Raw genomic sequence first — 22,715 nt, 5'->3', positions numbered from 1 at the left:
TCAGCCTCCCAGCAGCACAGACTCCGGCGGGATGGTGATGGTGGTGCCGGGGTAGATCAGATGGGGATTTTTGATCCCGTTGAACTTGGCCAGGGCGTTGTAGTAGGTGGCCGAGTACTTGCCGTAGTACCGCCGGCAGATGGCCGACAGGGTGTCTCCCCGGACGATGGTGTAGGACTGACTCTCGCCGGCGCTCTCTGCGGGCCGGGAGGCGTTACCCGTATTGGTCTCCGGGACGCCGGCCAGCTCCACTTCCCGGGCCTCCAGGTCCGTGTACTCCCGGAGCCGGATGGAGGCGTACACGTCCCCGGTGCCGTCCTGCTCCCGGTACTCCACGCTCTCGATGTACACCAGGGTATTGATCTCCGTACCGGAGACGATGTAGCGCACCGGCTCATCAGCAGCCGCCCAGGCTGTCAGGATATCCAGGTAGTACTGGGGGTCCGCCACGGCGCCGGCCTCCATCCAGGGATATTCCTGGGCCGGCAGCAGGCATTCCAGGGGATCACCCGCAAACCGGCTCCGGCCTCCGGGCCGGTACACGTCCCCCAGCTGGGAGATGTTGATGGTCTCGATGTTCCGTCCCACCGCCCAGGTATAGCCCGCTGGCGTCACCGGCAGGGTGAGAGAGGTTCCGTCCTTGATAAAGCAGATCTGCACCGCTCACCCCCGCCTTTCCGCCAGTTCGATCTTCTCCAGGAGGGCGGAGGCCACCCGGTCAATGTCCGCCTCTTCCCGGACGGTGAAGCTGTTGCCGGAGATCACGATGGGCCGATTCCCTCGGTCACTCCGGGCTTCCTCCGCCGTCTGCACCCGCTCTCCCTGGTGGAGCAGAGCGGGGAAGTTGTCGTATGGTACATAGTCGATGCCGGTGGCGAACTTGCCGGCCCGGCCGGCCTTCTGCCGGACGATGGTCGACGCCGATCCGGTCCCCAGCTCCGCGTTGTAGCTGACATCCCCCATCGCCTGTGGGTCCCCGGCGATAGCGCCGGCGGCCCGGCCTTTGGTCAACGCCTGGCTGGTGTCATAGCCGCCGCGCCAGCCCCGCAGGGCGGAGGTATTCTCATTGATGGCGGTAATCAGGTCCTTCTCCGTGTCGGCTACACTCATGGCAGCCTCGCTGGAGTCGTACTGTGCCTCCGCCAGCGCTCGGGCTTCCTCCAGGTAGGATTCCACCAGGGCACCTGCCTGGGTATTCCCGTCCTTATAGTCCTCCATGGCGGACTGATACAGGGAACTCAGTTCCTTCAGCCGCTGGGTATTCTCATCGGACCACTGCAGGGTGGTCTCCTTGCCCGTCAGGACGGCGCCCAGGGCCTCCTCAGTGTAGCTGTCCGCCAGGTTCTCCAGGGCGGCCCGGCCGGCTCCGATGGCCTGGTTGGCCTCCTGCAGCGCCGTTCCCAGCTCGCCGCCATAGGTCTCGATCTGCTGGGCGATGCTCTTGCCGCGCTCTTCGTTGTAGGCTTCGCCCATGGAGGCGTCGATGTCGGTCATCACGTCGCCCAGGTTGTCTACCATGGCGTCGTATGTGGTGGCCAGCTTTTCAGACAGCCCGCCATAGGTCTTGTCGATGTAGTCCAGGATGGCCTGTGCCGCGGTGCCGCCGGAGATATCCCCGTTGGTCACCATGTCCCCGATGCTGCTCTTGCTGGCGCCGGTGGCGTCCGCCAGAGCCTGGTAGACGTCCACGCCCCGCTCGCTGAAATAGTTGAGGTATTCCTGCGTGGCTTTCCCGGTGGTCCGCATCCGGGACAAGCCGCTGATAAACATATTGATGTCGGAGCTATTGAGGTTCAGACCGGCCGTGGCGTCAGACAGGGACATGAGCACGCCCAGCGTCTCATCGGCTCCGTAGCTGTTCAGCAGCAGCTTGGAGTACCCGGTGATCTCGTCGTAGGTGTAGTTGGTGGACTTGGCCATCTCCTTCACCTGCTCCAGATACGCCGTGGCGGCCTCGTCACCGCCCAGGCGCTGGGCAAAGGCCATCTGGGTCTGCTCCCGGCTGCCGGCCACGGTGGTACCGGAGGAAAGGCTGGTGTCCGTGACGCCGCTGGCGTTTTCGTAAAGTCCGGCATACCAGCTCTTGTAGGCGTCATCCTGCTTCTCATAGACCTGCGCGCCGCCGGTCAGCAGGCCGATGCCGCCGCCGATGGCCGCGCCCACAGCTGTACCGACACCGGGTGCGATCAGGGACCCCATGGCGGCGCCGCTGGCGGCTCCGGACAATGCGCTGGAGAACACCGACCCGGCGGTGGACCCCAACGCAGAACCGACCAGGGTATTTGCCCACTGGCTGACCGCCTGGCCGGCCATATTGATCATCCCGGATTTCCCCAGCTGTGTCAGCATCGATCTGGCGCCAGCAAGACCGCCAGATCCTCCGTTTCCGCCGCTCCCCGCCCGGTTCTGCAGACGGGAGAGATCCCCTTGCAGCTGGGAGGCCTCCCGGCGGACCCGGCGGCTTTCATCCCCGAACATCCGCAGCTGCTCCTGCAGGTTTTGGTACTGCTCCGTCGCCTGCTCCAGATTGGTGCGGTTGATCTCACTGGCATTTTCCGCATAGGCCCGCTGGGCCTGCTGCATGGCCCGCCGGGCGGCGTCTGTGCTGGTGCGCAGCTGCGCCTGCTTCCGGACCAGTTCATCCTGCCGGGTACCCAGATCCCGGAGGCGGTTGATCATCTGCTGCGCCTCCTGGGAAAAGGCCCGGGTGTTGTTGGCCATATTCCGGACGCCAGCGGTGTACTGATCTCGGAACGATACGACGATGGAGGCTTCCGGCATACGCTCTCACTTCCTTTTGGCCCGGCTGGGAATTCGAATGGTTTTCGGCTTCGGGCCTTTCGGCCCTTGCCGCTGGTTGGCCTCGTAGGAGGCAAAGGCCCAGATCAGGTCCCGCTCGCCCTGGCTCCGCCGGTAGTAATCCCCCGGGAGGATGCCGTGGACGGCGTACAGATAGTACACGAGACCCAGCTCCGGGTCCGATGCCTCCCTCAGCCGTTTTTTACTTCGCGGATGGTGTTGCGGCGGTACCCGGTCAGCTGCTCCACCGCCGCGGACAGATCCGCAATCTCACCGGGAAGCAGCAGGGCCTTGATGGTCTCCGCCGGCGTCACGCCCTTGAATTTCTCCTGCAGGGCCGGGGCCTTCAGATCCGGCTCTACACAGCCGGCCAGCAGGATCTGGATGTCGGACTCGTCGGTCAGGCGCTTCATTTCCTGCACCTGGCCGTAGGGCAGCGCCCGGAGCGTAAACAACACCGGCTTCCCGGCGGCTGCGCTCAGGCGGGGCACCTCATACTGGGCGGTGGGCAGCTGCTTGTTCACTGCGACGACGTTCTTGCCCAACAGCAGGTCCAGGATAGTGGGATCCACCGCTTCCTCCTGATTGATCAGTTCCTTTTCCATGCGTCCTCCTGTCAGCTGTCGAGGATGTCAAAGTCCTCAAAAGTAAACGGTGCCTCGATCTGTCCCAGTCGGGCGGCCTCCCAGTCCGCCAGCGTCAGGTCATCGAACGACACACCGGTGACGGAGATCCGCTGGTTGTTGGGGTTGTCGGGGTCTTCCAGGTTGGAGATCAGTGTATGCCGCAGGTCCTGGCCGTTCTTCAGCGCCTGGCCCTCCGCCCGGATTAGGCGCGAGGTGGCGTTGTAGATCCGGACCGTTCCGGTGCCGGCAATCGCGGTCATCTTCTTGCCGGCAACCAGAGTGCGGCAGCGGGCCACATCCTCCTTGGTCTTGTTCAGCTTGATCTGGCAGCCGTAGCACTCAGCCACCAGCTCCCCGTCCAGCCACAGCTGGCCCCAGGTACCGCTCCGTACCAGAGCGGCGTCCAAAACTTCAGCCATATCGTTTCCTCCTTAAATCACGCAGCCATGAGGCCGTTGGAGACCTCCAGCACCACCGCAAAGTCCTCCATGGCATCCAGGACATAGCCATAGATCTTGATGAACACATAGCTGCCGGTGTCCTCCTTGATGACAGCGGCGTCGTCCAGGGCCTTGATCCGGTTGACCTCGTCCGTATCGCCTGCCTCCGTGGCCTGGTTGATCAGGAATTCCCGGATGGCCGTGGCGTCCAGCTCCGCGCCGCTGCTCTTCTCCAGCAGCACGTCACCATTTTCCAGGGTCTGCAGATAGCCCCGCAGAGCGGTCAGCAGGATGCACTTGTTGTCGTAGGTATTGGCGCACTTGCCCAGATAGTTGTCCTCGATGGTGGTGAGGGCGTAGTAGCGGATCAGGTCCACCGCCGCCACCATCTTGATCTTCTTCAGAGCCGCCGGCTTGTCCCCCAGGGTGACGAGGCTCGTCACCGCCCGGCTCAGCTTGACCTGCCGGCCGTCGTTGACAAGGATCAGCTCGCCGCCGTCGATGGCGTCGTCCGGGTCCTCCACGGCGTCCACGCCGGTCACCTCCGGCAGCGGCGCGTTGGTGGCGCTGCAGGAAACGGGCGTTCCGGCCAGCACGCCGGCGATCCGGGAGGCGTAGTCTCCCGCGTCATAGGTGGTGCTGCCAACCTTGATGTTGGTGGAGGTGAAGTTGATAATCCCTTCATTGTCGCTGGCGGTACTGGGCAGCACCAGCTTGCCGATATAGCGGTTCTTCCGCTGATTTGTCACCAGGGTGGCCAGGGATGTGGTGTCCGGAGAGGCGATGTCCGGCGGTCCCACCAGATAGTCATAGCTGTACTGGCCCAGGTCCGCAAAGCCGCCGGACACGGTGCCGCTGGTGGAGTCCACCACCGCCAGATAGATACAGCTGGGCCGGTTGATGTACCCGGTCAGCGCCCGCTTGATGTAGGCGATGTTGTCGGCCCCCAAGTCCGTTGGGATGTCGCTTTCCTGGTAGATCACATGGACGCCGAGGGCCTTGGTGTCCTTGAGGATCATGCCGATGATCCCCTGGGTGGTGCGGGCCATCACGGTGTCCGCGGCCTTTTTCAGCTCAAAGGTCAGCTGGGGAAGTCCCATAAAATCACTCCTATCAACGATTTGTCATTTCCACGCGCACCTGCGCGGTCTTTGCGGTCGGCGGCTCCGTTCCGGTGTCTGCCGCCGGCCGGTTGTCCAGCCACGATGTGGTCAGCTGCAGATACGCGGCGTCCGGGTCCCGGGGCAGGGCCTTGATCTGCAGCGACACGGTCCGCCCGGCTGCCTTCAGCGGCGGGGTCAGCAAGACCGTCGCATCTGCGGCGTCCTTGAACAGCCTCTGCCAGCTGCTCTCGTAGTGCTCATCCTTCTCGTCGTAGATGGTGAGCTTCAGCCGGGCTTCCCGCTTCACGAGGTATCGGTTTGCGTCTGTCTGGGTGTACTGCTCCACTGTCAGCCAGAAGGACGGGCGAGCAAAATCCACCGGGCAGACATCGATGTAGACGGTCCGCTTTGGCCATTTTTCTACGAGTTTTTTGTTGATGGCATCCAGGATGTCCTGCAGCTCCATCATTCGCCCTCCAGTCTCTGTACGATCTCCCGGGTGACACGTTCACCGGCATCCTGGGCCAGGCGCTCGGCGTCCGGATCTGTGTCCTGGTACATATATTTCCCGGGCACTCGGGCAACGCTGATTCGAGGTCGATATCGAGCAGAACGCCCGGAAGGTGTACGTGTCGCATGGCCGACCTCGATGGCGTTGGTCACGGCGCCGGCTGCGTACTGTTTTCCACCGGGGGTTGTCAAAAAGACGCCGGCTTTCGGACGGACAGCCACATAGCCCTTGCCGCTGCCCATGTAAACGTCCTGCAGGTTCTGGATGCGGCCGGTGCCGCCGATCCCAGCCCGGACTCTGGGCAGCAGCTGCTGCCCGATGTCCTCCAGCTCCCGGGACCTAGCGTCCCGAAACACCTCGGGGGATTCCTGGAGCCGGTCGATGATCTCATCCAGACCGCTCATTTGGACATTGATCATCACGCATCCTCCATCCGTTCGAGCTCATACTCGTTTTTCCAGGGGTCCAGGTCCAGCGCCTGGCGGATGATATAGGGCGTCTCTCCCTCCGCCTCCACCAGGTCGCTGGGCCGGAGCTGGATGGCCTTCGGCGTCACCAGAACCCGCCGCAGTGTCGTGACCCGATAGACGTCCTCCGCCTCGTTTGCCCGGTACTTCTCGGTCAGGACACCCGGAAAGGTAAAGAACGGGATCTCCACCGCCGTGGGGCGGTTCAGCGCGTCCCGCCCGGTCCGGGCCTGGGGCTTTGCCGTCAGGGTCACCGGCTCACAGAGGGCTGCCTTGACCTCCATATAACCCCGCTGGCCCTCCAGAGGGATTATGGACGTCAAAAAGCAGTGATGGCCGCGCCACAGAAAAGCATTGGCAAGGCTGAGAAGGGAGGAGGCCCGCACGGTGAAGGTCACGCCCCGGGCGCCGATCCCAACGGAGGAAAAGAGATTGCTGCGGGTGTCCAGGACGGCATCTGCCCAGATCCGCCGGACCTCCGACCAGGTATATGCGCTTTTATCGGCTGTGCTGGTCAGCTCCAGCACGGCCACCCGCTCCCGCAGATCACCCGCCGCAGCCCTTGTCATAGCGAACCTCCTTCCTCGCCGTCCCGTCTCGGCCGGGGCGGCCTCTTATGTGTCCGATTCGGACACCGGCTCCGTCAGTTTCAGCTGCACGATCATCCGCCGGAAGACGGGATTGTCCTCCAAGGCTGACCCGCTGACCGTGGCACCCCGCCGGTCATAGCCGTCCAGGACCAAGTGGTTGACGCATAGGTCATACTGGGCCCGGCGGGGAGTCCCCTCCTGGGGCTCCCCGATGCCGGCATCGGCCATGTAGTTGACAGCTGCTTGATACAATCCCTCCAGGAGGGTGTCTTCCCCCTCTTCCAGGGCGTCGATCCGGCAGTAGGCCATCAACCTGGCCTTGACGGTCTCATCCAAGGCCATGGGGCTTAGGTGCTCTGGGGCACCGTGGCCACCACGAAGCCCTTGTCCACGATCAGATTGCCGCCTACCATGGCGTCGCCCAGGATGGTCAGCATCCGCTCCACGGCCTTCACGCTCTCGTCCACCCGGACCGTGTATTCCCCGAACAGACCCAGCTCATAGTTCGTGGGATCTCCGTACACCATCGTCGGCACGGCGGCACTGGAGGCATCGGCGGTGGACAGAGCCGTCAGGCTGCTGGAGATGGAGTAGGGGACGATGACGCCGCCGTCCCGGATGATGCCGGTGTTGGGGTTGCCGGCATCGGGCACGATGTCAAACAGCCGACGCTTCTCATTGGTGCCCCGGAGCTTGCCCAGGGCCTGCAGGTCCTTCTTGTTCAGATACAGCCGGCAGTTGCCGCCCAACTCCTCATCGCCGCCGTAGGCAAACATCAGATCGGTCAGCAGATCTGCGTCCACCGCATCCACATTCAGCGTGGCGTAGATGGCGCTGCCCGCCATGTTGGTGGCTGTCTTGATGCCATACATATCGTTGTTGCTGGCCTGGCCGTCTCCGTTGAAGATCATCTTCACGGTGTCCCGGCGCATGGCCCGCATAGCCATGGCAAATACTTTTGCATAGTAGTTGCCGGGAGTCAGGCGGGAGATGTTCTTGTCCACGTAGCTGGTGGTGGTCAGCTCATAGGGGGCGATCTTGGCCACGCCGAAGGTGGGATCGCCAGAGGCCGTCCGGGCCTTGCCGGCATTGGTGGCCACGTCGCCGCCGGTGGCGTCAAATTCAGAGATCACATAGGGCTCCAGATAGCTGGACATGCCTGTCAGATCCTGGACATACACCTGGTCGATGATGGCCCCCACGCCGTTGCCCAGGGGGTCCCGGATGTTGGTGCCGGCCCCGGTGGGCTGGGCCAGGGTGCCGGTGGCCAGCGTCACGGACTTCTCCGCCGCAGCCCGGGGCAGGAACAGGGCCTTGCTCACTTCCAGGGCGGTGAACTTCACCTCCTGGCCCTTCATCAGGGCATTGCCCCGCTCCTCCGCCTTGTCCTTCTCCTCGGCCAGGTCCGGGGCCTTCTCCATAAACTTCCGGTCCTGCTCGGCGATCAGGCCCTTCAGGTCGTCGATATCGGCGTTCATGTTCCGGACCTTTTCCATCTCGGCCCGGTAGTCCTCCCGCTTGCCCTCTTTCAGCAGGCCCTCGGCCTTCTCCAGCAGGGCGGTGCGCTCCTGGAGCTTTTCGGTCAGCTTCCGTCTCATGCTCATGTCTCTAGTCCTCCTATGTCAGAAACGATTTTTTTCCAGCTCCAGCAGGGCTTCGTCCTGCCAGGCCGTATCTTCTCCGGGCGCCCCGCCCGAGGGATGACTTTCCGGGGGCGGCTCCTGGCCGCCGTAGCGTTTGCTCTTGATGACGCCGGCCTCCGGCTGGGCCGGAACGGCCACCAGGGAGATCTCATAGGCGTCCGCCACGCCATCCAGGTCCATGTGGCACACCTGGCCATCGTACTCCAGGCCCTGGATGTGCTTGCAAAGAGTCTCCCGCTGATTAGCTCCGCAGATGGAGCACAGCGCCCGCTTTACTGCCAGTCCCACGCTGCACTCCCGCAGAATGCCGCTCTCAATAGCCGCGATGATGGGCGCCGTCTGCTCCGTCCGGGGCATATAGCACCGCAGGACCAGCCGCTGCGTGCCGTCTCCAGACGATTCCACGCTGCCGGCGTAGACCCGTGCGGTTTGCGTCTCGGAGCTCCACCGATGATCCCGCAGGACCGGCAGGCCCACAAACCGCTCCGCCATCTCTGCCAGGGTGGCCTCGGTGAACCGCTCAAAGTCCCGGTCCACCTGGTTGTCGCAGGCCGCCAGGCGGAAGGTAAACACTTCCCCGGCGGTCAGTGGCCGTAGCGTCTGCCGGTTGATCAGCGCCAGGTCCTCATCGTTCAGTTCCGCCTTTTCCAGGCGGGCTGCCTTCAAAATCTGCTCCACGATTTCCTCCTTACTCCGCCGGCGGTCGGGTCTCCGCCCGCAGCCGGCTCAGCTCCGCCCACATGGACAGGGGCACATAGTTTAGGCTGGCCCGGTGCTCGTCCCCGCCAGGGATGTCCGGCAGATCCTCCAGGGCCCGCACATCGTTGACGCTGAACGGGCCGTTTTGCAGCATGGTCTGGTACCAATTCCCCCGGGCCGCGGTGTCGCCCCGCAGCTCCGCCATCAGGTTGATCCGGATTTCCAGTCCCCGGCCGATCTCCCGGTCAGTGAGCAGCTTCCAGGTCTGCTCCTCTTCGTACTGGGTGACGATGGGGTGGAGCGTCCCCGTGACATACTCGATGGCGTTCTGCTCGTTGGAGCTGTATGCCTCTTTGCCCTCCCCCAGCTTGTAGAGGGGGATACCGAAGTACCGGGCGATGTCTCGGATGGACACCTCCTTGCTCTCCACAAACTGAGCCTCCTGGTTACTGGCGGCGATGGGCTTGTAGTCCAGGCCCAGGTCCAGGATGGCCACCCGGTGGCCGTTTTTGGGCCCTGCGTGGATCTTTTCCCACTCGCTGCGCAGTTGGTCCTTCAGGCTCACGGCGGAGCCATCCGAGCGGGTGAGGACCTTGCCGTCAGCGCCCTTGGCATAGCCACCCAGGTCCGACTCCGTCCGCAGGATGCCGGAGGGCTGACCGCCGCTCTCGTAGTAGCTGCGCTCGTACTGCTGGGATGCTCTGGCGGATGCCAGCGTATCGGCAGCCCGCCGCAGCGCGGAGATGCCCTTGAGTCCATCCCGGGTGGCGCCCTTGTAGTGGCAGATATCCTCCTGGGGGAGCACCATGGGCTCTCCGGTGACTGGATGAGTCACCGTGTACCAGATGCGGCCGGACAGATCCCTCCAGGGCTCCACCAAATACCAGGGGACGGGGATCAGCTCTGTGATCCGTCCGGTCCTGGGGTCTCGCAGGATCCAATCGTAGCCGTTTCCGCCCTCGTTCCGGCTGTTTTCAAGCACCTCTTTGCGGATGCTGGGGGTCATGGCCTCATTGGGCCGGACGTTCAACAGGTGCAGGAGGGGATGGTCCACCCGCTCCCGGGTCTTTGCGTCGAAGATGTAGTTGGGCAGCTTGGCCATGGACCCGGCCAGGATGCTCATGCACCGGTCCACGGCACTCAGTTTCCTGGCATAGGTCTCCGGGGCCTCCGCTCCTTCGCTGTACCCCCAGGAGACCAGGTCCGCCGCCGTCAGGGCTTTCCGCCTGGTGGGGGACCGGACTGCCGCCCGCAGCCCCTTGCACATACTCACGGTTCATCACCTCCGCCCAGGCTGTTGAGGATCACGCCGGCAATGGCCAGGACCCCGCCGGCGATCAGGCCCGCCGGCAGATAGATCATCCCGGCGCCCACGGTGATGGCGGCCGCACCGGCCACCAGCACCAGGTCACCGGCGTATCTGGCCAATCCCTTCCGCAGTTTTTCCACAGGCTTCTCCTTCCTGTGTCCGATTCGGACACGCTTATAAGCTGTACCCAGGCCGGGCCATGGCCTCCGCCAGATCCGGCTTCTGGTTCCGCATGATCATCCACACGGCCACTGCAATGATCGACGCCACGGTAGGGTCAATGCGGCCGGCGGATTTGTTCTTCAGCGGCTTTACGTTCGCGTTCCCGTCCACATAGCACCGGACATTGCCAAACGTCCACCGGAAGCACGTGTTGTGCACGTGCAGCAGCTGGTGCCGGGTCATCAGATCGTCCATCTCCTTCATGGCCGGAGACATATTCCGCAAGTCCTGCGGAATCTCCATGACCGAGACGATGGGTTCCAGCCGCTGGGTGATCGTCCGGCTCAAATAGGGGTCAAATCCTACCATCCGCAGGTCATAGTCCTCCCGGGCCTGCCGGATGGCCTCCTCCACGTCGCTGTAGTTGATGATGTCGCCATCGCACAGCTGCAGAAAACCGGCACGGGCCCAGTCCCGATAGGGCACGTGGTCCCGCCGCTCCGCCTCCTCCACCGTCCCGCCGGGGCGCCAGATGTAGGGGAGCAGCACGGCCGTCTCCAACCCGGGCTGGGGCGGGAACAGCAGCACGAAGGCCGTCAGGTCCTTGCTGGTGGACAGATCCACGCCACCGTAACAGAGCTTCCCTTTCAGCCGTTCCAGCCAGGCGGCCCGTTCCGCCCGTTTGCTGGGGCCCCACTGGGTCTTGTCGTACAATGTCAGGGAGATCCAGCTGACCGCCTTGACACTGATCCACTGGTTCAGGCGGAGCCAGCGGAAGAGCTTCTCGCCGGCCTCGCTGCGGCGGGCCTCCATGGCCTCCAGCCGGATGTTCCGCAGGCTCAGGTGCTTGCCCAGGGAGGGGTTGCACAGGAACCAGAGCTTTTCGTCCCAGATATCCACGGCCGCCAGGTCGTCCGGGTCGTCGCCGTACAGGGCGGTCAGGCCGTAGAGGATGGGCAGCCAGTTGGGCATATCCTGGGCCAGCAGATCGTCCTCGGCCTGCAGGAGATCTTCCTCGTCCACGTGGCGCAGGGACAGCACCTGCCGGGGATCTCCGCCCTCGGCCAGGATGCTGCGAAGCCGCCGGGCGTCCCGGATGGCCACGGCCTTCTGGTGGATCTCCCAGCCAATGGAGGTTCGGTCCGGGTCATCGCCTGCCGTGGTCAGCACGATCCACACCGGCTGCTTCCGGCCAGAGCCGGCGCCGGCGGTCATGACGTCCCACAGATCCCGGTTGGGCTGGGCGTGGAGCTCGTCGAAGATCACGCAGCTGGGCTTGTAGCCGTGCTTGCTGTATGCCTCGGCGGACAACACTGCCATCACGCCCACCACGATCCACTTGTAGCCCCCGTTGCCGGTGCGGACCCGCTGGCGGTATTCGATGCGCTTGCGGCTCTCGATGATCTTCAGCTCTCCCCGGGCCACCATCTTGGCGGTCCAGGGAGCGGTGGTGAGCATAAACACCGCAGCGTTGTACACGATGCTGGCGTTCTCTTTATCGGCAGCGCACACATAAACTTCCGCATTGAGCTCTCCATCCGCAAACAGGTGGTAGAGGCCAAGGGCCGCCGCCAGCTCGCTCTTGCCGTTTTTCTTGGGGATCTCCAGGTAGAGATACCAGTACTTCCGCAGCCGTTCCCCGGTGTCCGGGTCATTCTCCATGGTGCCGTAGAAGTCCATGATGGCATCCCGCTGCCAGGCATAAAGCTGGAAGGGCTTGCCGCTGTCAGTGGTGGGGAGGCGGGAAACGAAGTCACAGGCAAACTGACCGGCTGCTTTGTCCCGGATGATTTCCGCAGCCGCTGTCACGGCGGTCATTCCGCCGCTTCCAGCGCCGCCGCCTGCCGGGCCCGGAGCTTCCGCGTGAACTCATCGGCACCGTCCTCCGGGCCGGCCCTCCCGGCGTTCTGAAGGGCCTGGGGTACCACGATCCGGCACCGGGCCGTAACGGAGAGCCCCATGGACTCCGCACACTGGCGGGCCTGACGAAAGTAGGTATTCTGGGTGCTGGCCCACTTCTGGGCCAAGGTCTCGTCCTTGTCCCGGATGGCTTGGGATGCCAGCTTGTCCGCCCGGAGCCACCGCTCCCGGGCCAGGAAGTACTGCCCCAGCACGTCCCGATCCAGCTCGGAGTACAGGCCCGCCGCCAGCAGGATCTCCCCGATCTCCCGGAACTCCTTGTGCAGTTTCTTCGGTAGCCAGCGGGGAGGGACTGCCGCCTCCGGGGACGCCACATAGACCTCCTGATCCCGCCGGGCGTCAGCCTCCGCCTCCGTCAGATGTTTTCGCCCGTTGGCCTCCAAAAGAGCCGTGGGCTGCCGTCTGCCCGCCATGGATAGGTCCCTCCTTCAAGACAATCTTGGTTGGTGCGTGATACTGACAAGTGTCGTGGGGCGCGGAGTAACCGCAAGACTCCGGGGAATTCCAGCAGGCTCGGTCGCAGGATGCCCACAGCGGGCACTCCCTGCAGCACCAGCCTGGGTATGAGGTGCAATACTTGCGGGCACCCCGCAGGCCGCATTCCAGCCGAACCATATACTCCCTCGCTCTCTGTGGTGCGTGTCCGATTCGGACACGCCCGAAACCCCCGAAAATCCCGGTGGGGAAAAATTCTCGCGTGAAGGGCGGCCTGCGGTCTTACGCCACTCCGCCCGAACTTTTTTTGACCGGGGGAGGGTTGCAAGGAAGCGCCGCGCCCGCACGCCCGTCCCGCCCGTGCGCCCAAGCGTTCTGCCGGTCATCGCCGCCAGCGGGCACACAAAGCATCTCGCTTTTGCCGCATTTCAGCCATCGTCTTGCGACTGTGGCAGGAATGGCAAAGGCTCTGAAGATTGCCACGATCCATGAACACTGCCCAGTCTCCACGGTGCGGTTGGATGTGATCCACTTCCGTGGCCGGTGTCCGGTCTCCGTGCCGAGCACACTCCCGGCAAAACGGCTCACGAAGGAGCTGGCCGGGCCGCAGGTCTTCCGTCCACTCTGGTGTCAGGTACATCCAGTGCCAGGACTTGGCTTCGTTGCTGCGGTTATCCTTTGGCCGGTGGCGGTCGCAGTAGCCGTCGGGGACCAGGGCCGTACACCCAGGATGCCGGCATGGGCGCAGCGGCTTTTGTGCCATGGGCTATCACCTCCGGGCAAAACAAAAAGCCTGCGCCAACACGTCCGCCCTTTGCGGATCATGTGGCACAGGCTCTATGGCACAGGCACTCGTCGATATTTACGATGGACTCTTTCCCGCAGAGCTTGCAGTACACCGTCAAGCTCCTGGCTCTGGTCTCTGGATTGAGCCGCAGGACCTTTCCGCGACCGCACCGAGGGCAGAGCAGCCATCCATCCTTTGCGCTTAGTTTAACACGTTCGCTGCTGGTTTGCAACGGCTTTTCCTCACTTTCTCCAATGTGTGCCTATCGTTCCACTAGATTTCAAGATAGACGCGCGCACGCGCGCGACAGATTCTAAACAAAAAACCGGCCGCCAAACTGCGGCCCATCCGGCAGGATATAGCTCGCATAGTAGTAGGCTCCGAAGTCATTCTCGTGGGATCCCTTCCGGCACCAGATCACGTTGTCCGGAACCTCGATCAGCCCGCTGTCATCCCGCCACCGCTCCGGCTCAGGGATCCGGGCCTTCAGCCCCCGGCTGCAGCTCCACGGGTGCTTGCCCAGCGGGATCACGAACCCGTCCGGCCGCTCCTTGTTGAAGTACTTGGCCAGCCGCCGGTATCCGCCCTCCCGCAACAGGACCGGCTCGTCATCCACGTCGCCGGCCGTCCACAGGTGCCGAACCTCTGCCGGGGAGAAGTCCTCATCCCGCAGCACCAGGTGCACGTGGAGCCGATGATCCCCGTGCTTGCCCTCAATGCAGCCGATCCAGTCAAAGGTCCCACCGTGCCATCGCTGCATCCGCGACCTGGCCGCCCGGAACATTTTTCGCATCCCGTCATATCTGTCCGGCAAGTGGAAGTCGTCACAGGTCAGCGTGTAGTGGCTTCCATGGAAGCCAAAAGTCGCCAGTCGCAGTTCCAGGCGATCCACCTGGGTCCTGCAAACCGCTGTATGCTTTGACCGGACGATCTCGTTTTTGTCCCGCCGATCCTCGGGACTGTCTGTCCGCAGGAGCCGCGGCCGCAGCGCCCGGCACTCCTTCACCAGCGGCCCTGCCCGCTGGCGGACGCAGATCCACTCTTGCACGCCATCCGTACCTCCTCACATGACACACACCACTGGGTGCTGTAAGTATGGCCGGTCCAGATCTCCACTCTGGCCAGCATAATCCAGGGACGCCAAACAGGCGGAGCCCTGGACGTGGAGACTTTGATGCGGAGATCCCCGAGGGACCGGGTCATCTCGATCTCCAGCCGGGAGTCCAGGGCAGTCTGGATGGTGGCGAGGTCATTATCACTGAGCAGCATCACGAGGGTCGACCTCCGTCAGCAAAAATGCCGCGATACACTGATCGCATGAGGTGTGCTCCGGTTTACCCTGGGTACAAGGGATTGGATTAAGCCGGCGGGCGGTCTGGTTTGGACAGAGGAGCAGGCGGGCCAGCTGCTCCGGCGGAAGCGTGCGGAAAGCTTTATAATACGTCATGTGGTGTGCCATCTCCTTCACTCTCATCTGTTGGATCATAGAAATTGCAGTGTTCCATGTTTTCTTCCCCAGCTACGGCGCAAATGTCGCCGTCAATATCAAACGCCCTGGAAATCGTTACATATTTCAGAGTGCACCCATAGCACGGGCTTCCGTCCTTCTTCCGCCGCTTCCGCAGGGGGCGCTTTGTGCGGTGCGTGCAGGCCATGGAACAAATCAGGTCAGTCATGATGGTCCTCCTCCCCCTCCGGCGGGCGGCGGTCAGGCGGTGCGGGAAGGGACATCCAGAAAAGAGTCCGCTGCTCATCCCGGACCAATCCATCCCACTGCCAATGCGGATTTACGTCAAAGCAAAAATAGGACGAAGTGGTAATAAATCCCGTCATGGTGTCTGCATAACCGACGAATACCAAAACCGGACGCTCGTCCGTTGGCAACCTCTCCTCCACGCTCACCCACTCGTTCGCCAGCCTGGCCCGGAGTTCGGCCGCTGATAGGATCTCACTTTTCAGCTCCGTCTCCAGATGGTCCACCAGAGCAGAGAGGCTATCATAGTTCGAAAGAGCCGCCTCCATGTGCTCTATGGCATTACGCAGGATGGCACACCCATGTGTGGAGCAGTTGTGCTCGTACCCGCATCCTAGGCAGGCAAGACTTCCAGTCTCAACGCGCAGTTTCCGGAGAGCGTTCAGCGTGGTACTAAAATCCATGGTTGTCATGTTGTCACCTCACTCGATCCGTACGCAGAGCACCGGCTCGCCGGCGCCCTCGTAGGTACTCACAAGCTCCACCCGCCGGATGTCCTGCCCGCTGAAGGACACGGCGGCGTCGGGATGCCATTTGGCCAGTTGGGTGAAGATCTGCGCCATGCGTGCAGCGGTCATTGTGCCGGGCTCCCCGGAGGCCGGCACAGCCGGGGCCGGGCCCGGCGCGGCCTGCTTTACCTTCGCCGGGCGGCGGGGCTCCGGATTCACCCGGAGCTTCATGGACCGGCGCCAGTCCCCAAAGGTCTGCTTGCTGATCCCCAGCATCTCTGCGGCCTCAAGGTCTGTCCTGCCTTCCGCCAGCAGCTGGCGGGCCCGGCCTGTGTCGAATTTCCAGACCTTGGGCTTTTTGGCAGGGACCGCAATGCCCAGCTCCTCCAGTTTGGCGCGGACCTCCGCCTCGCTGCAGGCGTTCAGCTCCGCCAGGACCTTGACCTGCTCTGTGGGATTTTTGGCCTTGCGCATGGAGCTGCGGATCTCGTCGTCCGTCATGTGCACAGGATCACCCCCTCACCCAGAGGCATAGGACCATGCACAGAACGATCACCCATGCCGCCATTGCCAGGCGCAGCAGGAGCTTCTGCCGCTTTTCGCGGCCAGTGTAGCGGGCCATTACGCCGCCTCCCGGAACACCGCCAGCACGGCGTCCAGCGTGGCCGGCAGGTCCAGCCCCGTCACATCCACCCGCCGGGAATAGCCCCCGGCCAGGTGGATCATGGCGGTCTCCCGCAGGCCCTCGTCGGTGTCCCGGATGTGGTAGGCCACCCGGCACACGTTGGGGTACATGGCCGCCACGCAGCGGCTCAGAGCATGGTTGACAAAGTCCTTTTTCCGCTCAAATGCCTGCTCACTCATGGGGAACCTCCTTGTCCAAATCCACCACGTGCACGAACTTGCCCCCTTCTTGATGGTCTTGCACGTCCTCCTTTTCCCATACAGGGCTTTCAGGGCGGAGCATAAAGCGCAAAGCGCCCTGAAAATGTTGTCCCGCAGCGGGGTTTCTGGACCGGATCAGATTATAGGCGATGTTTATACAGAGTCCGATTTCTGACACGATCTCGCCCAGACTTCCGGATGCCGCAGCTGTAAATCGATCATGTTCAGGGTCGTTGACAAAATTGATCATACTGTTTCTCCTTTCTCCGGCTCCGGTGGTAAACGGAGCCACCAGCCGATGGGCAGCTCCGGCTTTTGACGGGACGGCAGCATCTCCCAATCGGCACCATCCCAGGCCATGAACGCCCGATAATATCCATCAGCCCCCAGGTCTACCAGCACTGCAAACTCCCCCGGCTCTGACGGGCTGCAGCTGCCCGGCATCCACCCGGCAATGGTCAACTGACCCTCTGGCTGGGGCGCCCGTTCGCCTGGCGGTGTGGGATCGTCCGTCAGGCCGTACAGATAGTCCGTGCTGACCCCCAGCGCCCGGGCCAGGTCTGGGAACTGGCTACTTCCGGGCAGAGAGCCATTTTCCCAGGCGGAGTATGTAGCCTTGTAGGCTCCGATCCTTTCCGCAAATGCCGCCCGGTCCAGGCCGGTTTCCTCCCGAGCCTTCCGCAGGCGGGCTCCGAACGCCTCACGCTCCCGCTGCCAGTCGATGCCGGGCTTAGGCTCACTGATGGGCGGCGCGGGCTCCGGCGTCGGCTCGTCCACCGGCGCCTGGGCCTTCCGCTCCACATACTGGCAGCAGATGGAGCAGGTATCCCGCCGTAGGCAACAGGAGCAGCAACCGCAACAACCTTCCCAGGTGCCATGCCGTACAAACGCCTTATACATGGCCCGCGCATTGGGGCAAGGCATCCCGGCCAGCTTGCAGTCATGGTCCAGTTTGTGGGAGATTGCGTTAAACTCCCGCACCAGGCTCAGCGCACACGGCTCCCGCTCATCTTCCAGCCAGACTGCCAGCTGGTGCTGGCTTTCTGCATCCATCCGAGCAATTTCCAGGGCGCAGGCCTCTGAAATGTTCCCGCTTGCCCATGCCGATGCAAATACAGGCTCCCGGATGCCGTTTTTGATGGCGTTGAGGTTGGCCAGTTTCGTGGCGCTCACCTGCATGGCCTCCGCCACCCGATCCCGGATACGGCCTGGGAGATCTTCTCCGGCCTGCTTCCGCCGGACGTAGACCTCCGTGAGAGCCTCCGCCTCCTGCTGCAGCACCGCCGGAGTCTTTCTCCGCTGCCGGTTGGCCTCGATGATAGCGGTGATCTCGTGGTCCGCGTCCATGGGCTGCAGCACCCGGCACAGGGCCGTCTTGTAGTCCATGCCAAAGGCGTTGGCCCGGAGGTCCCGCAGAGCCCGGAGCCGGTTGTGGCCGGACACCAGGCGGTATATAGCGCCGTCCGGCACCACCAGCAGGGGCTCCAGCAGACCGTTGGCCTGGATGGACTCCCGCAGGGCCTCCGCCTCGTCCTCCGGCAGGGGCGGGTAGAAGTTCTCCGGGTTCTCCCGGATCTTGTCCAGGAAGATCTCCCGCAGCTCCGTGTCCGATTCGGACACATCGGCGGCCCCCACGATCCGGCTCAGGTCAAACTTGCTCATGGCCCATACCTCCCCACAGCTCCCGGACCCAGCGCCGGAAGTCCACGCCGGCGGCGCTCCGGGGGCTGTACACAGACAGCGGGGACCCGGTCACCGTGCTCTCCGGCACCTTTTCGCTCTTGCGGATCACCTGCTGATAGACGGGGATCTTGACGTGCTCGGACATCTCCCGCAGCTGAGTCTCCACTTCGCTGACAAACTCCGTGGCCCGCCATCGGTTGATCAGCACGAAGGCCCTGGGAACCCGCAGGCCGCTGCGCTTCAGCAGCGCCAGCTGCTGCCGCATGGTCACCATGCCGGTGACCGAAAATCCATCCAGCTCCATGGGGATGACCACCTCGTCGCTGGCCAGCAGAGCCGCCAGGCTGGCCGCCGTGAAGCCCGGCGGGCAGTCGAAGATGATGAAGTCCGCCCCGTCGTCTTTCCGGGCGCAGTCCACGAAGTTCGCTACCCGGCGGGTCTTGACCTGATCCTGGCCCTCCATGACGGCCTCCAGATCCTCCGTGTACAGCTCCGGGCTACCGGGAATCAGCCACAGATCCTTGCTCACCTGCAGCAGGTTGTCGCTCCACAGCGCCTCCCCGTCCCCCTCCAGCAGGGACACCATGGTGTACTCCGCATCCGGGTCAAAGTCCGGGACAAAAAACCTGGTCAGGTTCATCTGCCCGTCGCAGTCCACCAGGATCACCCGCTGGCGGTAGTCCCGCACCAGGATATCCGCTAGGTTGATGGCGGTGACGGTCTTGCCGACGCCGCCCTTGTTGTTCATGATTGCAATCGTCCTCACTCAAAACAGCTCCTTTTCATGCGGCAGATACGGCGCGGACCGGTCCACGATGTCCGCGATCCGCCGTGTGTATGGGTAAAATGTCTCCCGCCAGGGGAGCCCCAGATCGCTCCGGAACTCCGCCACGTAAAACCGCACCAGCGGGTGGATGTAGACCACCCGGGCCGGCCGGGGGCCATCATTTCCGCCCATGTATTCCGTGTAAAAATTCGGCCTGATATATAGCACGTCTCCGACTCTCATTTTGCATTCGCCTCCTCCTGGCCCCACGGCGTGTCCCTGAATTCTCCGCCATCGGCCCAGAAGTCCACCTGCCCAACCGGCCCCTCGTCCCGCTTCCGACGTTTCCGGTCGCTGGGACGCCGGCGGGGTTTGCCGTCAGCACCCAAAAGTTCAAATGTCTGCCGGTCTCCGTCAAAGGCCAGGAGCCAGGTGCCCCGGCGTCCCTCCTTGTTCTTTCCGATTTTAAGGCTCCGGGTTTCGTTCTGGTCCAGTGTTTTGTCCTCTGGGTCAGGCCGGTAGAGCAGCACGATCATATCCGCATCCTGCTCCAGCTGCCCGCTCTCCTTCAGGTCCTGCATGGTGGGCGGCCGCCATGCCCCTTTTTCTGGCCGGGTGAGTTGTGCCAGCTCCACCACCAGGGTACCTGTCCGCTGGGCGAATGTATGAAAGCTCCGAGACACCTCCGCCACCTGCTCACTGCGGGGCGCCCGCCGGTCTGTCTCCGGTGTCACCAGCTGGATGTAGTCGATCAGGATGACCTGGAAGCCATAGGCCTGCGCCACACTCTGGATCTCCGGGGCCGTCATACCGGCGGCCTGGACCACAATCAGATCCCGCTTGGCCATCTCGGTGCCCTTGGCCGCCAGAGCCACCCAGTCTGGGTCCGTCAGGCGGCGCCGCTTGATGTCCCCCAAGGATATCTGCCCGATATGGGCCATCAGCCGGTCCCGGATCTTGCGCTTGTCCGTCTCCAGGCTAAAAAAACCGACCTTGTATTCTGCCGCCATGTGATAGGCCAAGGACAACGCCAGGGCTGTTTTGCCGTCCGACGGGTACCCGCCGATGATGACCACATCTCCCAGCTCCGTGTAGCTGCCATTGTCCAGTACGTCCAGGCCATAGGTGATGTACTTCGGCTTCGGCACGTTCGGGTCCTGGCTGTTGAAAAAATCGTCTGCCATCTGCCGCATGGTCCAGCTGTCTGCCTCCGGTCCTGCGGACAGGACTTGGCTCATGTCCGCCACATAAGGGCGGCAGCTCTCCAGATTCGGCTGCTCCAGCACATGCTCTGCAAGGTCCCGCAGCCGCTGGTGATCCGCCTGGTCCCGCATCTTGGCGGCGTAGACCTCCCAATTGGCGCTGGTGGGGGTGATCTCCATCAGCTCCATCAGCGGGCGCGTATAATCCTGGCCCAGTTTATCCCGGACCGTGACGCCGTCCACCGGCTCCCCGGCCCTGAACAGCGCCCGAGCCGTGGTGTAGATCTTCCGATTGGCCGGGCTCAAAAAATCCTCCGGCCGCACCCGCGCAAACAGCTGCTGTTGGATGCCGGTGTCGATCAGGAACGAACCCAGCACCGCTTGCTCCGCATCCAATGCATGCTCTCGACGTGCTGCATTGTCCCTGTTCACTCCCATCCATATGCCTCCCTTCTGGGCGGCCGGGAATCAGGCCCTGGCGGCAGTTCGTCCTCCCACCGGCGGCCGTTGAGCCAGGTGGTGGGGTCCGGTATGTACTGGCCTCCATCCCGCTGCCAGCGGTCACTGCGTTTCTGCTTCTCCAAGGCGTCCAGGATCACGGACACCAGGCCGGCATCTGGCCGCAGTTTCTGCCAGAGCTCCCGCGCCTTTTTCTTTTTGACCTTCTTGGGGTACTTGTCCCAAAACAGGTCAAATGACCTCGAAAGGTCAGGGTCATCCCCCTTTGGGGGACTATAGGGGGTATTATTATAATTACTTATAGATGTGGACCCGCAAGTTTCTGCGGGTACCCCCCTCAAATTTCTGCGGGTACCCTCCCCGGGGTACCCGCAATTTTTTGCGGGTACCTCCTGGGCCTCCGGAGGGGCCAGTTTCCGACCGCAGAAGATCCACCGCTCCGTGCCGCCGGAGCCTTCCCGGCGGGGCCGGGTGACCACCCGGATCTGCCCCACGTCCTCCAGGGCCTTGAGCAGATTGCGGACAGTCGTCTCGCTGCACCCCAGAAGATCCATGAAGTCTTGATTGCTGGCATCGCACCAGCCGTCCGGCCCGGAGAGCCGGTATATCTCGCCGAAGAGCAGTTTCCCGGTGGCCGGTACCGCGTCCTCATACAGCAGATCCACCCAAATGATGGCGAACTGTCCACCCTTCTTGGGATGCCTCCGCATAGCTGTCCTCCTCTCAGATGGTGTCCTCCGGCAGCCGGAGCCACCGGAGGTCATAGTGTTTCCGCAGCTCAGCGGGGGAGGCCACGCTCCCACCGCTGAGCATCCAGGTCCTGCCTGCCTCAGTCCGGAGGCGGCCGGTGAGATACCGCTCGGACCGTCCCCAGGCGCTCTTCGGGATCATGTGCAGCACGATCAGTTCCCCGTCATGGGGGCCGTAGGTCTTTCGCTGCCGCAGATCCAGCACTTTCCATGTGGCCACGTTTACCGCCTCCCCTCGATCTTGTCCACCAGCCGGAACAGCCCGCTGGTGAGCGTGCAAATGCCGATCAGCACAAGTCCCCAGATGATCATGGGAGAGTCACCCCTTTCCTGGAGAAACTGGGGCTTGCAATCCGGCAGGAATTTGCTATAATAGATTTGCAATCGTTCTCGGCGCAAGCCCAGAACCCCGACCGTCTCGCGGCTCCACCCGCGGGGCGGTCTTCTTTTGTACACTGCCTCATGACGCAGCCCTCCTGTACGGGCGCTGCGAAGTCGGGGGAGGGAAGTAGATATGTAGCTCTTCCGGCTGGGCCTGGCACAACTCCAAGACCTTATACATCTCGTCAATGCCCCATGGTGTGCGGCCAGTCATGCGATGGCTGACAGCGGTCGCACCGATTCCCAGGGCATAGCCCAGGTCACTCTGCTTCAGCCCCAGCTGCCGCAGTCTTCCTGATAAGTACCGATACATGGTTTCCTCCTTTCGGCGTGGCTAAATAAATTTGCAATCGTTCTCGGCGCAAGCCCGGAACCCAGACCGTCTCACGGCTCCACCCGTGGGGCGGTCTTTTTTCGTGGCTGGATCAGGCGAGCAGAAGATTTCCAGCTCCAGGCCAGACTGGATGATGCTCCGCAGCTCCTCGATGATCTCATCGAACTCCGGCCGTTCAGTGTCATCGATCCGCCCATCTTCCGCAATAGTCAACAGGCGCTCCAAGCAGGCATTTTGGGAAAAATACCGCATCCGGTTGTAGATCCGGATGGCAACCTCCAGGATGCTTCGCTGCTCCAACTGTGGGATCACCCGTGATATGAGGGCGTTCGTCTCGTGCAAATGTTGGTAGGCGAGTTGGGGAGCGTGAAAGCAGACGACCATCCGCTCTACAATCTCACTGGGCGGCAGACGCTGGGAAGTCTCATATGCCCGCACACTGTCAACAGAGATTTCCAGTTGCTCGGCGGCTGATTCTTGGGTAAAACCAGCCGCTCGACGAGCGATTTTATAGATATTGCTGTAGTCCTCCGGCATGGTGTTTTCCTCCTTTTTGCGATATG

Annotated in this window: 32 protein-coding genes; all 32 read right to left on the bottom strand. The window is 62.9% G+C overall.

Annotated features, from left to right (window positions below):
- Complete coding sequence (locus tag H9X91_RS09200) at positions 1 to 660, bottom strand: LysM peptidoglycan-binding domain-containing protein (protein ID WP_204804527.1); 660 nt, start codon at positions 658 to 660, stop codon at positions 1 to 3.
- A 3-nt stretch (positions 661 to 663) separates the two neighbouring features.
- The gene (locus tag H9X91_RS09195; RefSeq protein ID WP_204804526.1) at positions 664 to 2,781 is read right to left on the bottom strand and encodes a tape measure protein; all 2,118 of its coding nucleotides are present in this window, start codon (positions 2,779 to 2,781) and stop codon (positions 664 to 666) included.
- Between the two features lie 6 nt (positions 2,782 to 2,787).
- A complete protein-coding gene (locus H9X91_RS09190; protein WP_204804525.1) occupies positions 2,788 to 2,961 on the bottom strand; it encodes a hypothetical protein in 174 nt (57 codons plus the stop codon).
- 29 nt (positions 2,962 to 2,990) lie between these two features.
- Positions 2,991 to 3,404 (bottom strand): phage tail assembly chaperone, encoded by a 414-nt coding sequence (locus H9X91_RS09185; RefSeq protein WP_204804524.1) that lies wholly within the window; start codon positions 3,402 to 3,404, stop codon positions 2,991 to 2,993.
- Between the two features lie 11 nt (positions 3,405 to 3,415).
- On the bottom strand, positions 3,416 to 3,844 hold the full coding sequence (locus H9X91_RS09180) for a phage tail tube protein (RefSeq protein ID WP_243414504.1): 429 nt from the start codon (positions 3,842 to 3,844) through the stop codon (positions 3,416 to 3,418).
- 17 nt (positions 3,845 to 3,861) lie between these two features.
- Positions 3,862 to 4,965, bottom strand: coding sequence for a phage tail sheath subtilisin-like domain-containing protein (locus H9X91_RS09175; protein ID WP_204804523.1), 1,104 nt, complete (start codon positions 4,963 to 4,965; stop codon positions 3,862 to 3,864).
- A gap of 13 nt (positions 4,966 to 4,978) precedes the next feature.
- Positions 4,979 to 5,434 (bottom strand): phage tail terminator family protein, encoded by a 456-nt coding sequence (locus tag H9X91_RS09170; RefSeq protein WP_204804522.1) that lies wholly within the window; start codon positions 5,432 to 5,434, stop codon positions 4,979 to 4,981.
- The gene (locus H9X91_RS09165) at positions 5,434 to 5,898 is read right to left on the bottom strand and encodes a hypothetical protein (RefSeq protein WP_204804521.1); all 465 of its coding nucleotides are present in this window, start codon (positions 5,896 to 5,898) and stop codon (positions 5,434 to 5,436) included. Before H9X91_RS09165 ends, H9X91_RS09170 begins: the two co-directional genes overlap by 1 nt.
- On the bottom strand, positions 5,898 to 6,515 hold the full coding sequence (locus H9X91_RS09160; protein WP_204804519.1) for a head-tail adaptor protein: 618 nt from the start codon (positions 6,513 to 6,515) through the stop codon (positions 5,898 to 5,900). Before H9X91_RS09160 ends, H9X91_RS09165 begins: the two co-directional genes overlap by 1 nt.
- Before the next feature lie 45 nt (positions 6,516 to 6,560).
- Positions 6,561 to 6,878, bottom strand: a complete 318-nt coding sequence (locus H9X91_RS09155) for a head-tail connector protein (RefSeq protein WP_204804517.1) — start codon at positions 6,876 to 6,878, stop codon at positions 6,561 to 6,563.
- 5 nt (positions 6,879 to 6,883) lie between these two features.
- A complete protein-coding gene (locus H9X91_RS09150; protein ID WP_204804514.1) occupies positions 6,884 to 8,140 on the bottom strand; it encodes a phage major capsid protein in 1,257 nt (418 codons plus the stop codon).
- A gap of 18 nt (positions 8,141 to 8,158) precedes the next feature.
- Positions 8,159 to 8,857 carry a hypothetical protein gene (locus tag H9X91_RS09145; protein WP_204804512.1) on the bottom strand — a complete coding sequence of 233 codons (699 nt, stop codon included), beginning with the start codon at positions 8,855 to 8,857 and terminating at the stop codon, positions 8,159 to 8,161.
- Positions 8,858 to 8,867: 10 nt separating this feature from the next.
- Complete coding sequence (locus H9X91_RS09140) at positions 8,868 to 10,145, bottom strand: phage portal protein (protein ID WP_243414510.1); 1,278 nt, start codon at positions 10,143 to 10,145, stop codon at positions 8,868 to 8,870.
- Positions 10,146 to 10,147: 2 nt separating this feature from the next.
- On the bottom strand, positions 10,148 to 10,327 hold the full coding sequence (locus H9X91_RS09135; protein ID WP_204804508.1) for a hypothetical protein: 180 nt from the start codon (positions 10,325 to 10,327) through the stop codon (positions 10,148 to 10,150).
- Between the two features lie 34 nt (positions 10,328 to 10,361).
- The gene (locus tag H9X91_RS09130) at positions 10,362 to 12,167 is read right to left on the bottom strand and encodes a terminase large subunit (protein ID WP_204804507.1); all 1,806 of its coding nucleotides are present in this window, start codon (positions 12,165 to 12,167) and stop codon (positions 10,362 to 10,364) included.
- Positions 12,164 to 12,682, bottom strand: coding sequence for a P27 family phage terminase small subunit (locus H9X91_RS09125; protein WP_204804506.1), 519 nt, complete (start codon positions 12,680 to 12,682; stop codon positions 12,164 to 12,166). The genes H9X91_RS09130 and H9X91_RS09125 overlap by 4 nt, the downstream gene beginning before the upstream one ends.
- Before the next feature lie 404 nt (positions 12,683 to 13,086).
- Positions 13,087 to 13,344, bottom strand: a complete 258-nt coding sequence (locus H9X91_RS09120; protein ID WP_243414509.1) for an HNH endonuclease signature motif containing protein — start codon at positions 13,342 to 13,344, stop codon at positions 13,087 to 13,089.
- A 181-nt stretch (positions 13,345 to 13,525) separates the two neighbouring features.
- Positions 13,526 to 13,723, bottom strand: coding sequence for a cysteine-rich KTR domain-containing protein (locus H9X91_RS09115; protein ID WP_204804504.1), 198 nt, complete (start codon positions 13,721 to 13,723; stop codon positions 13,526 to 13,528).
- Between the two features lie 81 nt (positions 13,724 to 13,804).
- Complete coding sequence (locus tag H9X91_RS09110; RefSeq protein ID WP_204804503.1) at positions 13,805 to 14,539, bottom strand: rolling circle replication-associated protein; 735 nt, start codon at positions 14,537 to 14,539, stop codon at positions 13,805 to 13,807.
- Positions 14,494 to 14,760 (bottom strand): hypothetical protein, encoded by a 267-nt coding sequence (locus tag H9X91_RS09105; RefSeq protein ID WP_204804502.1) that lies wholly within the window; start codon positions 14,758 to 14,760, stop codon positions 14,494 to 14,496. Before H9X91_RS09105 ends, H9X91_RS09110 begins: the two co-directional genes overlap by 46 nt.
- 164 nt (positions 14,761 to 14,924) lie before the next feature.
- Positions 14,925 to 15,167 carry a hypothetical protein gene (locus tag H9X91_RS09100; protein WP_204804500.1) on the bottom strand — a complete coding sequence of 81 codons (243 nt, stop codon included), beginning with the start codon at positions 15,165 to 15,167 and terminating at the stop codon, positions 14,925 to 14,927.
- Positions 15,160 to 15,657, bottom strand: coding sequence for a DUF551 domain-containing protein (locus H9X91_RS09095; protein WP_204804498.1), 498 nt, complete (start codon positions 15,655 to 15,657; stop codon positions 15,160 to 15,162). Before H9X91_RS09095 ends, H9X91_RS09100 begins: the two co-directional genes overlap by 8 nt.
- Before the next feature lie 9 nt (positions 15,658 to 15,666).
- Positions 15,667 to 16,200, bottom strand: coding sequence for a hypothetical protein (locus H9X91_RS09090; protein ID WP_204804496.1), 534 nt, complete (start codon positions 16,198 to 16,200; stop codon positions 15,667 to 15,669).
- A 114-nt stretch (positions 16,201 to 16,314) separates the two neighbouring features.
- Positions 16,315 to 16,557, bottom strand: coding sequence for a hypothetical protein (locus tag H9X91_RS09085; RefSeq protein WP_204804495.1), 243 nt, complete (start codon positions 16,555 to 16,557; stop codon positions 16,315 to 16,317).
- A complete protein-coding gene (locus tag H9X91_RS09080) occupies positions 16,550 to 16,828 on the bottom strand; it encodes a hypothetical protein (protein ID WP_204804494.1) in 279 nt (92 codons plus the stop codon). Before H9X91_RS09080 ends, H9X91_RS09085 begins: the two co-directional genes overlap by 8 nt.
- Positions 16,825 to 18,240 carry a Spo0J and HipB domain-containing protein gene (locus H9X91_RS09075; RefSeq protein WP_204804493.1) on the bottom strand — a complete coding sequence of 472 codons (1,416 nt, stop codon included), beginning with the start codon at positions 18,238 to 18,240 and terminating at the stop codon, positions 16,825 to 16,827. The genes H9X91_RS09080 and H9X91_RS09075 overlap by 4 nt, the downstream gene beginning before the upstream one ends.
- Entirely contained in the window at positions 18,227 to 19,027 is an 801-nt protein-coding gene (locus tag H9X91_RS09070) for an AAA family ATPase (protein ID WP_204804492.1), read from the bottom strand. The genes H9X91_RS09075 and H9X91_RS09070 overlap by 14 nt, the downstream gene beginning before the upstream one ends.
- Positions 19,028 to 19,270: a hypothetical protein gene (locus H9X91_RS09065; protein ID WP_204804491.1), complete on the bottom strand. Its 243-nt coding sequence runs from the start codon at positions 19,268 to 19,270 to the stop codon at positions 19,028 to 19,030.
- On the bottom strand, positions 19,267 to 20,667 hold the full coding sequence (locus H9X91_RS09060; RefSeq protein WP_204804490.1) for a replicative DNA helicase: 1,401 nt from the start codon (positions 20,665 to 20,667) through the stop codon (positions 19,267 to 19,269). The genes H9X91_RS09065 and H9X91_RS09060 overlap by 4 nt, the downstream gene beginning before the upstream one ends.
- Positions 20,658 to 21,398, bottom strand: coding sequence for a helix-turn-helix domain-containing protein (locus H9X91_RS09055; RefSeq protein WP_204804488.1), 741 nt, complete (start codon positions 21,396 to 21,398; stop codon positions 20,658 to 20,660). The genes H9X91_RS09060 and H9X91_RS09055 overlap by 10 nt, the downstream gene beginning before the upstream one ends.
- A gap of 13 nt (positions 21,399 to 21,411) precedes the next feature.
- On the bottom strand, positions 21,412 to 21,657 hold the full coding sequence (locus H9X91_RS09050; RefSeq protein WP_204804486.1) for a hypothetical protein: 246 nt from the start codon (positions 21,655 to 21,657) through the stop codon (positions 21,412 to 21,414).
- 495 nt (positions 21,658 to 22,152) lie between these two features.
- Positions 22,153 to 22,689: a helix-turn-helix domain-containing protein gene (locus H9X91_RS09045; RefSeq protein WP_204804484.1), complete on the bottom strand. Its 537-nt coding sequence runs from the start codon at positions 22,687 to 22,689 to the stop codon at positions 22,153 to 22,155.
- Positions 22,690 to 22,715 lie beyond the last annotated feature (26 nt).

This window comes from Oscillibacter valericigenes (genome assembly GCF_016902445.1).
GTDB classification, from domain to species: domain Bacteria; phylum Bacillota; class Clostridia; order Oscillospirales; family Oscillospiraceae; genus Oscillibacter; species Oscillibacter avistercoris.
This window is presented reverse-complemented; position numbering and strand designations above follow the sequence as displayed.

Bases quoted from the DNA above. Each gene is read 5' to 3' on its own strand.
- H9X91_RS09195 (WP_204804526.1), bottom strand. From the start codon at position 2,781: ATGCCGGAAGCCTCCATCGTCGTATCGTTCCGAGATCAGTACACCGCT.
- H9X91_RS09185 (WP_204804524.1), bottom strand. From the start codon at position 3,404: ATGGAAAAGGAACTGATCAATCAGGAGGAAGCGGTGGATCCCACTATC.
- H9X91_RS09180 (WP_243414504.1), bottom strand. From the start codon at position 3,844: ATGGCTGAAGTTTTGGACGCCGCTCTGGTACGGAGCGGTACCTGGGGC.
- H9X91_RS09175 (WP_204804523.1), bottom strand. From the start codon at position 4,965: ATGGGACTTCCCCAGCTGACCTTTGAGCTGAAAAAGGCCGCGGACACC.
- H9X91_RS09170 (WP_204804522.1), bottom strand. From the start codon at position 5,434: ATGGAGCTGCAGGACATCCTGGATGCCATCAACAAAAAACTCGTAGAA.
- H9X91_RS09165 (WP_204804521.1), bottom strand. From the start codon at position 5,898: ATGATCAATGTCCAAATGAGCGGTCTGGATGAGATCATCGACCGGCTC.
- H9X91_RS09160 (WP_204804519.1), bottom strand. From the start codon at position 6,515: ATGACAAGGGCTGCGGCGGGTGATCTGCGGGAGCGGGTGGCCGTGCTG.
- H9X91_RS09155 (WP_204804517.1), bottom strand. From the start codon at position 6,878: ATGGCCTTGGATGAGACCGTCAAGGCCAGGTTGATGGCCTACTGCCGG.
- H9X91_RS09150 (WP_204804514.1), bottom strand. From the start codon at position 8,140: ATGAGCATGAGACGGAAGCTGACCGAAAAGCTCCAGGAGCGCACCGCC.
- H9X91_RS09140 (WP_243414510.1), bottom strand. From the start codon at position 10,145: ATGTGCAAGGGGCTGCGGGCGGCAGTCCGGTCCCCCACCAGGCGGAAA.
- H9X91_RS09130 (WP_204804507.1), bottom strand. From the start codon at position 12,167: ATGACCGCCGTGACAGCGGCTGCGGAAATCATCCGGGACAAAGCAGCC.
- H9X91_RS09125 (WP_204804506.1), bottom strand. From the start codon at position 12,682: ATGGCGGGCAGACGGCAGCCCACGGCTCTTTTGGAGGCCAACGGGCGA.
- H9X91_RS09120 (WP_243414509.1), bottom strand. From the start codon at position 13,344: ATGTACCTGACACCAGAGTGGACGGAAGACCTGCGGCCCGGCCAGCTC.
- H9X91_RS09105 (WP_204804502.1), bottom strand. From the start codon at position 14,760: ATGCTGCTCAGTGATAATGACCTCGCCACCATCCAGACTGCCCTGGAC.
- H9X91_RS09100 (WP_204804500.1), bottom strand. From the start codon at position 15,167: ATGACTGACCTGATTTGTTCCATGGCCTGCACGCACCGCACAAAGCGC.
- H9X91_RS09095 (WP_204804498.1), bottom strand. From the start codon at position 15,657: ATGACAACCATGGATTTTAGTACCACGCTGAACGCTCTCCGGAAACTG.
- H9X91_RS09085 (WP_204804495.1), bottom strand. From the start codon at position 16,557: ATGAGTGAGCAGGCATTTGAGCGGAAAAAGGACTTTGTCAACCATGCT.
- H9X91_RS09080 (WP_204804494.1), bottom strand. From the start codon at position 16,828: ATGATCAATTTTGTCAACGACCCTGAACATGATCGATTTACAGCTGCG.
- H9X91_RS09075 (WP_204804493.1), bottom strand. From the start codon at position 18,240: ATGAGCAAGTTTGACCTGAGCCGGATCGTGGGGGCCGCCGATGTGTCC.
- H9X91_RS09065 (WP_204804491.1), bottom strand. From the start codon at position 19,270: ATGAGAGTCGGAGACGTGCTATATATCAGGCCGAATTTTTACACGGAA.
- H9X91_RS09060 (WP_204804490.1), bottom strand. From the start codon at position 20,667: ATGGGAGTGAACAGGGACAATGCAGCACGTCGAGAGCATGCATTGGAT.
- H9X91_RS09055 (WP_204804488.1), bottom strand. From the start codon at position 21,398: ATGCGGAGGCATCCCAAGAAGGGTGGACAGTTCGCCATCATTTGGGTG.
- H9X91_RS09045 (WP_204804484.1), bottom strand. From the start codon at position 22,689: ATGCCGGAGGACTACAGCAATATCTATAAAATCGCTCGTCGAGCGGCT.